A 7,608-nucleotide genomic window follows, 5' to 3' on the forward strand; every position below is an offset into this window, starting at 1 on the left:
CTATAATATGAAAAATGGCAAGAAAGTGGTATTATCTTTGAAGTATATAGGATAATTTTAGGGTCAAGGTATTGAAAAATAGTAGTAATTAAAATTTCCTCTAAAAAGATAATAGTTATTCTTAAATATAGAAACATATCGAGAAAACTCATATTTTTTTAAGCCCCAGCAGTTTCTAGAATTATTGTAATAATCCATAAATCTTTTCATTTCTTTTTTAATTTTTTATTTAGAGACTATGATATAATACTAGGGTGATAGAAAAAATAAAATAAAGAAAGTCAATTTTTTATTATGTGTAATATTATAGTATAAATAGAAATATTGTTTAAGGGTAAGTCGGGAGGAAAGATGCCTAGAAATATAGTTAAAATACGACCAAAAAAGAATCTTTTTGAGTCTGTAGGAGTAAAAAATATAGAGTTAAAAGAAATTATTATTTATGAAAAATTAAAAAAAATAGAATTGTTGTGTGTGGTAAAAAACCTTCATAATTTAGATGAATTAGATCTTATACAAAAAGAGATTAATAAGAAATTTGGAGATAAATTAGAGCTAGATTTAGGAGTTGAATTTGAAACTGCTAATTTAACTAAAATGGATATAAAGTTAGTTGTAGAGAGAATTATTAAGGAATTGAAAACTACCAGTGCTCCTTCTAGATCTTTTTTACATTTATATAGAGTTTATATACATGACCAACATATAGATATAGAATTAAAGGATCAAGTATCTTTAGAGAATCTCCTAAAGGCGGAAGTAGATATTAAATTAAATACAAAATTAGGAAAATATGGAATAAATAATCTCGATATTCGGCTCCTTGTAGGAGACTTTACAAGAGAAGTAAAAGTTATGAATGATGAAATTATTAAGATTACCAAGGAACAGATTGAAAGATCTAATAAGGAGATTCAATTAAAAAACCCAGCAAACGAAGTTGTAGTGCAAGCTAAAAGAACTGAACCTAGGGATATGGAAAAGGTAAAAATTATTGAAAGTAGTGAAGGGAAAAAAATTATCTTTGGACGTGGAATGATCAAAGGATCAACCAATGATTTTTTAGAATTTAATGAAATCTATCCTGGAGAAGTATGTACTTTAGAGGGAGAAGTTTTCAAAGTTGAACAAATTGAGATAAAAAATAAGTGGAGAATTGTAAAGTTTGGAATAACTAACCATGAAGATTCAATTTCTATTAAGATCTTCACAAAAATAGAAAATAAGGTAGATATTAAAGCTGGTATGTGGGTCAAAGTAAAGGGTAAAAAAGAAAATGATCAGTATACGAATAACGAAGACATATTAGCTGTAACTAATGTAAATGCAATTGAGTCAAAAACAGTCATAAGAAAAGATGAGGCAGAAATAAAGAGGATAGAATTACATGCTCATACTAAGATGAGTGATATGGCAGGGCTTATAGATGCAAAAGATTTAATTAAACATGCTCATTCTTGGGGTCATAAGGCTATTGCAGTGACAGATTTTGGTGTAACACACTCGTTCCCGTTTGCTTTTAATGTAGCTAAAGGAATGGAAGATTTTAAAGTGATCATGGGTTGCGAAGCTTATGTAGTAGATGATGCTGTTAAGATGGTAAAAAATGCAAGAGATAACATAATAGAAGATGAAACATATATAGTCTTTGATATAGAAACTACTGGATTTGATCCTCATAATGACGAGGTAACAGAGATAGGAGCAGTAAAATTAAAAGGAACTAAAATTATAGATAGATTTTCTACCTTTGTTAATCCTAATAAACCTATTCCAGAAAATATAGTTAAACTTACTGGGATTACTGATGAATTAGTTGCAGATGCTCCTCAAATTGAGGAAGTTTTACCAAAATTTTTAGAATTTTCAAAAGATGCTACTATGGTAGCCCACAATGCAAAATTTGATATTGGTTTTATCCAGACAAAATTAAAAAGTAGACTTGATCAAAATTATGATCCTGCTGTAATAGATACTTTATTATGGGGTAGAAATATTTTAAAAGACCTCAAAAGGCATAATTTAAAAGCTATGGCAAAACATTTAGGTGTCGAACTTGACAACCACCATAGAGCTGTTGATGATGCTGAAGCAACAGCACATATTTTTGTAAAAATGATGAATATGGTATTAACAAAGGGAGCCTATAAACTAAGCGAGATAGATAACGTCTATGAAACTGATATAAAACTTATGGATACGTTTAATACAATGATCTTAGTTAAAAATCAAAAAGGGTTAAGGAATCTATATGAATTAGTTTCAAGAGCTCATATTGATTTTTATGGTCAGAAAAAACCTAGAATACCTAAGTCACTTCTTACTGAGTTACGTGAAGGATTAATTTTGGCTAGTAGTGGTAGTGGGACTTTTAGAAATGAAGGAGAATTAACAAAAGCTTACCTTCGTGGTACGGCAAAATCTGAGATTGAAGAATTAGCTAAATATTATGATTATTTTGAGATCCATCCAAGGGGAACATATACTGAATTAGTTGAGAAAAAAGAAGTAGAATCTTACAACAGTATCATTGAGATGAACAAATATTTTGTTGGGTTAGCTGAAAAACAAGGTAAGATTGTTGTAGCTACAGGAGATGTACAGTATCTAAATCCAGACGAGTATCTTACTCGTAGTGTCCTTAGATATGGTAGTGGAATGGCATTTAGTTCATGGCAATATGATAATCAATTATATTTTAGAACTACTAATGAGATGATTGAAGAATTTTCATATCTAGGAGATAAGTTAGCAAATGATGTAGTTATAAATAACACTCATAAAATCAATGAGATGATTGAGAAGGTTCAACCTATTCCAGATGGATTTTATCCTCCTAAGATGGATAATGCAGAGGAAGAAGTGAGTGACATGACTTACGCAAAAGCTTATAAAATATATGGGAATCCCCTTCCTAAACATATTGATGTTAGAATCAAAAGGGAATTAAAAGCTATTATTAGCAACGGCTTTGCAGTATTGTATCTATCAGCTCAAAAATTAGTAAAAGAATCACTAGATCATGGATATTTAGTAGGTTCAAGGGGATCAGTAGGATCTTCATTGGTTGCATTTATGATGGATATAACAGAAGTAAATGCTCTTTATCCTCACTATGTATGTCCCAAATGTCAATATTCAGAATTTATGGATAAAGAGGGGAGTGGGGTAGACTTACCTAATAAAAAATGTCCTGAATGTGATACAGAATTAATTCGTGATGGGCATTCTATACCATTTGAAGTATTTATGGGATTTAATGGAGATAAGGTCCCAGATATAGATCTTAATTTCTCAGGAGAATATCAAGGTGCTATCCATAAATATTGTGAAGTTTTATTCGGGAAAGAAAACGTATTTAAAGCTGGAACTATCTCTACTCTGGCAGAAAGAAATGCTTATGGGTATGTAAGAAAATTTTCTGAAGAAAATAATAAGCCCATGAGAGGGGCAGAAATGGAAAGAATAGCAAAAAAATGTGAAGGGGTTAAAAAGACTACAGGACAGCATCCTGGAGGAATGATCATTGTTCCTGAGGGTAAATCTATCTATGATTTCACCCCTGTACAAAGACCTGCAAATGATCAAAATTCAACTTCTATAACTACCCATTACGATTATCACGTAATGGATGAGCAACTAGTAAAATTAGATATATTAGGGCATGATGATCCTACAACAATTAAACTATTACAAGATCTAACAGGAGTTAATGTTTACGATATACCATTAACCGATCCAAAAACTCTTAAGCTATTTTCTAGCACTGAATCATTAGGGATTACTCCAGATGAGATAGGGTCAACAGTTGGAACTTATGGAGTACCAGAATTTGGAACTGGATTTGTAAGGCAGATGTTACTAGATACTAAACCAACAACATTTTCAGAACTTTGTCGTATATCTGGACTATCTCATGGGACAGATGTTTGGCTAAATAATGCCCAAGACTTTGTTCGTCAAGGGGAAGCTACTTTATCAGAAATTATTTCAGTAAGAGACGATATTATGAACTTTCTTATCGATTCAGGGATCGAAAAAGGATTAGCCTTTAAGATTATGGAGTTTGTTAGAAAGGGGAGACCTAGTAAAGAACCTGATACTTGGGAAGAATATTCAAACGTTATGAAAGGTAGAAAAGTTCCTTCTTGGTATATAGAATCCTGTAAAAGGATAAAGTATATGTTCCCTAAGGGTCATGCTGTAGCCTATGTTATGATGTCTGTAAGGATTGCATATTTTAAAGTTCATTATCCTCAAGCTTTCTATACTGCATATTTAAGTAGAAAAGCTGATGATTTTGATTCTGACTTCATGCTTACTTTAGATGGGATAAAAAGTAAGATAAAAGAATTAAGCAATGAACCTCGAATGGATGTAAGACAGAAAGGGCAGATGGCATTATCTGAAATTATCTTGGAGATGAATGCTCGTAAAGTAGAATTTTTAGGAGTAGATGTTTATAAATCTGATGGTTTTAAGTTTAAGATTGAAGGAGACAAGATAAGGTTACCACTTGTTGCTGTAAATGGATTGGGAGCAGCAGTAGTAGAAAATATGCTTAATGAACGTACGGGAAGAGCTTTTTCATCTTATGAGGACCTTAAAAGAAGAACTAAGGCGTCTGCTACGATAATTGAAAAATTAAAAGAATTGGGTTCAATAGATGGGCTAAGTGATACAGATCAAAGAAGCTTATTCTAGAAAGTAATTATAAAGACTAAAAAAAGAGTGTATATACACTCTTTTTTTAGTCTTTATATAAAATGTCATATTGCTTTTTTTATGTTTTATTTAAGAGTTACCTTCATAAGCGGAGCTCCGGCTTCTACTTTTTCACCAGTTTTTACAAGTAGTTCTATATGATCGACATTATCGTCGCTTACAATTATTGGAGTGATTATAGATTTTGCATTTTCTTTTAGATAATCTAGATCATAGCTTATTAATTTATCTCCTACTTCTACCATTTTTTTAGGAGATAATTCTACAATTCTTTTAAATCCTTTACCTTCTAAAAGGGATGTTCCTACACCGAAATGGACAACAATATAAACACCTTTTTTAGGTTCAAAAATTAAAAGATGGTTAGTTTTAAATATTTCTACTTTAGAAGATATTGGAGCACAAATTTCTCCAGGTTCAGGGATGATAGCGCATCCGTCTCCGATAATATTACTTGTAAAAACATTGTCTGGGACTTCACTCAGACCTATGACTTTACCTTTAAGGGGTGAAAATACTAGTATTTCTTTATTTTTTTTAAACATTTCTTTTAAACTCATCATAATTTAGATTCCTCCTACAAATTTACTACGCGCCTTTAATGACACTATACATATAAATTATGTATACCATGACCAATACAAATCCTGCTAATCTACCTATCTTTTTATTTAATATTGCAAAGGCTCCTACTAAAATTGTAGCCATTCCGACATTCATAGCATCGGTAATCATAGCATGATCTACTACGATTGGTTTTATAGCCATAGATGCTCCTAAAGTAAATAAGATATTAAAGGTATTTGATCCGACTATATTTCCAATTACAATGCCCTGTTGACCTTTTCTAGCTGCCATTATACATACTATAAATTCAGGGAGAGATGTACCAACTCCTACAATAGTAAGTCCTACTAAATGTTTACTCATTCCAAAGGTCGTAGCAATCTCAGATGCGTATTCAATAACCATATCGCCGCCTTTTACTACAGCGATTAATCCAACGACGATCATTGCTATATCTTTAGAAAGATGTTTTAGAGACGTTTTTTTATTATTTTTCCCATTTAAAAACTTATTTAGTTTGAAAGTCCCACCTGCAATTTCATAAATGATCATTTTTTTCTCTTTATATTTTTGATCTACCAAGGATTTGGCTATGGTTTCTTTTACAAAATAAGCAAATATAAATATAAATATAATACCATCAATTCGGGTAAGGTTTTGATCAAATCCTAAAAGTGTTCCATCAAAAGCTAAAAAGGGCAGAAGGATCGCTGCAACTATAGCTAGTGGAAAATCAAATGTTGCTAATTTATCATCTATGATCATAGGTTTAAAGATAGCAATGGCACCTACAATAAATAAAATGTTAAATACATTTGAACCGACTATATTTCCAACAGCCATTTCATTAGAATCATTAGCAATAGCAGCCATATTAACTGCAAACTCCGGAAGGGAGGTTCCAAATCCAACAATAACTATTCCGATAATTAATTCTGGAATTTTAAACGCTTTGGCGACAACGGAAGACCCTTCAATAAAGATATCTGCTCCCTTAATTAAGATAGCAAAAGATACTATCAATAAAACGTAAACCATAATATACAACCTCCTAAACTTTCATGTTTTTTTATTAAAATGCTTTTCCTCTTTTTTTTAAGCAAATCTCATTATACTCCTTTTTTTTTTTTAGTCAAGGAAAAAAAAGATTCTAACACATGTTCTCTTTTAATTTTTTTTGATTTTATTTAGTGATTAGCTGACTAAAGTTAATTTTTACTAATAATTATAAGGGATTTAAATCAACCTATAATTTTTATGGCTTAAAAAATTAATGGGGAAAAATTACTCTTTTTATTCTACTTTATCATTGATTTAAAAACAAGTATTAAAGTAATTGAAAATATGATATAATATATTCGGTCTATTGTACAATATTGGTCTCTAATCTTGTTATTTACTTACCAAATTAACCTCATTAGTTAAGAAGTATCTTGACGTTCCTTGTGATGTATGATATTATTACGAGGTAAAATATTATTTTGAATATTAAATTTTTAAATTCTTAGGAGGAATTAATTTGGCACATACTAAATCAGGTAGAAAAAGAATAAGAACGGCAGAAAGAAACAGAGTGAGAAATCAAGCTGTAAAATCTAGAACTAAAACTATGGTAAAAAAATTATTAACAGCTATTGAAGCTAAAGATGCAGAGGCAGCAAAAGCTGCATTATCTGTAACTTACAAAGAGTTAGATAAAGCTGCTAGTAAAGGTGTTTTCAAGAAGAACACTGTATCAAGAAAGAAAGCTAGATTATCTGCTGCAGTTAACGCTTTATAATTACCTGTAATAACAGAGACTAAAAAGGAGTTGAAAATTCAACTCCTTTTTTATTATTTTTATTTATCTCAATTGTCTAGTGTCTAATATTTTAGATTAATTTATAAATTCCTGTATCATATTATCATAATATTGAAATAAAATTCTATTGAATAGGAAATAAAGTCCTGCTATTAGAGCAATATAGAGGTAAAGTTTATTTCTTCTTTTCATCTTCTTCCCTCTCCTTTTTTGAATATACACATCCACAATAATCTTGACGATAAAGATTGTGCTCACGAGATAATTCTATAGATCTTTTGTACCCGTTTTTTTTCTTGAAATCAGCTCTTAACAATTTAACTCCTAATCTTTCTTCTAACTCTATTCCAATCTCATTTATCTTTTGACCGTTTTTTAATGGACTGATAGAAAGTGCAGTACAAAATTAGTCATAGTTTAGTTTTTTAGCCATTTGTGCTGTTTGGGTAAGTCTTAGGTCGAAACATTTGAAACAACGCTCTCCACCCTCTCTTACATCCTCTAAGCCCTTTATC

General features: G+C 30.8%; 4 protein-coding genes and 1 pseudogene. 2 read left to right on the plus strand and 3 right to left on the minus strand.

Going from position 1 to position 7,608, the window contains the following annotated elements; genetic code table 11:
* Positions 1 to 351: 351 nt before the first annotated feature.
* Positions 352 to 4,704 (plus strand): PolC-type DNA polymerase III, encoded by a 4,353-nt coding sequence (locus WBG30_RS14065; protein ID WP_424505280.1) that lies wholly within the window; start codon positions 352 to 354, stop codon positions 4,702 to 4,704.
* A gap of 86 nt (positions 4,705 to 4,790) precedes the next feature.
* Here the strand turns inward: WBG30_RS14065 and WBG30_RS14070 are convergent, their stop codons facing one another.
* On the minus strand, positions 4,791 to 5,288 hold the full coding sequence (locus WBG30_RS14070; protein WP_424505281.1) for a PTS sugar transporter subunit IIA: 498 nt from the start codon (positions 5,286 to 5,288) through the stop codon (positions 4,791 to 4,793).
* A gap of 25 nt (positions 5,289 to 5,313) precedes the next feature.
* Positions 5,314 to 6,330: a calcium/sodium antiporter gene (locus tag WBG30_RS14075; protein WP_424505282.1), complete on the minus strand. Its 1,017-nt coding sequence runs from the start codon at positions 6,328 to 6,330 to the stop codon at positions 5,314 to 5,316.
* A gap of 481 nt (positions 6,331 to 6,811) precedes the next feature.
* Between WBG30_RS14075 and rpsT the strand changes: the two genes are divergently transcribed.
* Positions 6,812 to 7,072 carry a 30S ribosomal protein S20 gene (rpsT, locus tag WBG30_RS14080; protein ID WP_424505283.1) on the plus strand — a complete coding sequence of 87 codons (261 nt, stop codon included), beginning with the start codon at positions 6,812 to 6,814 and terminating at the stop codon, positions 7,070 to 7,072.
* A gap of 196 nt (positions 7,073 to 7,268) precedes the next feature.
* On the opposite strand, the pseudogene WBG30_RS14085 reads toward rpsT, so the two are convergent.
* Positions 7,269 to 7,607 (minus strand): annotated as a pseudogene (locus WBG30_RS14085) (epoxyqueuosine reductase QueH).
* Between the last annotated feature and the right edge of the window lies 1 nt (position 7,608).

Source organism: Psychrilyobacter sp., from assembly GCF_049671765.1.
Lineage (GTDB): Bacteria > Fusobacteriota > Fusobacteriia > Fusobacteriales > Fusobacteriaceae > Psychrilyobacter.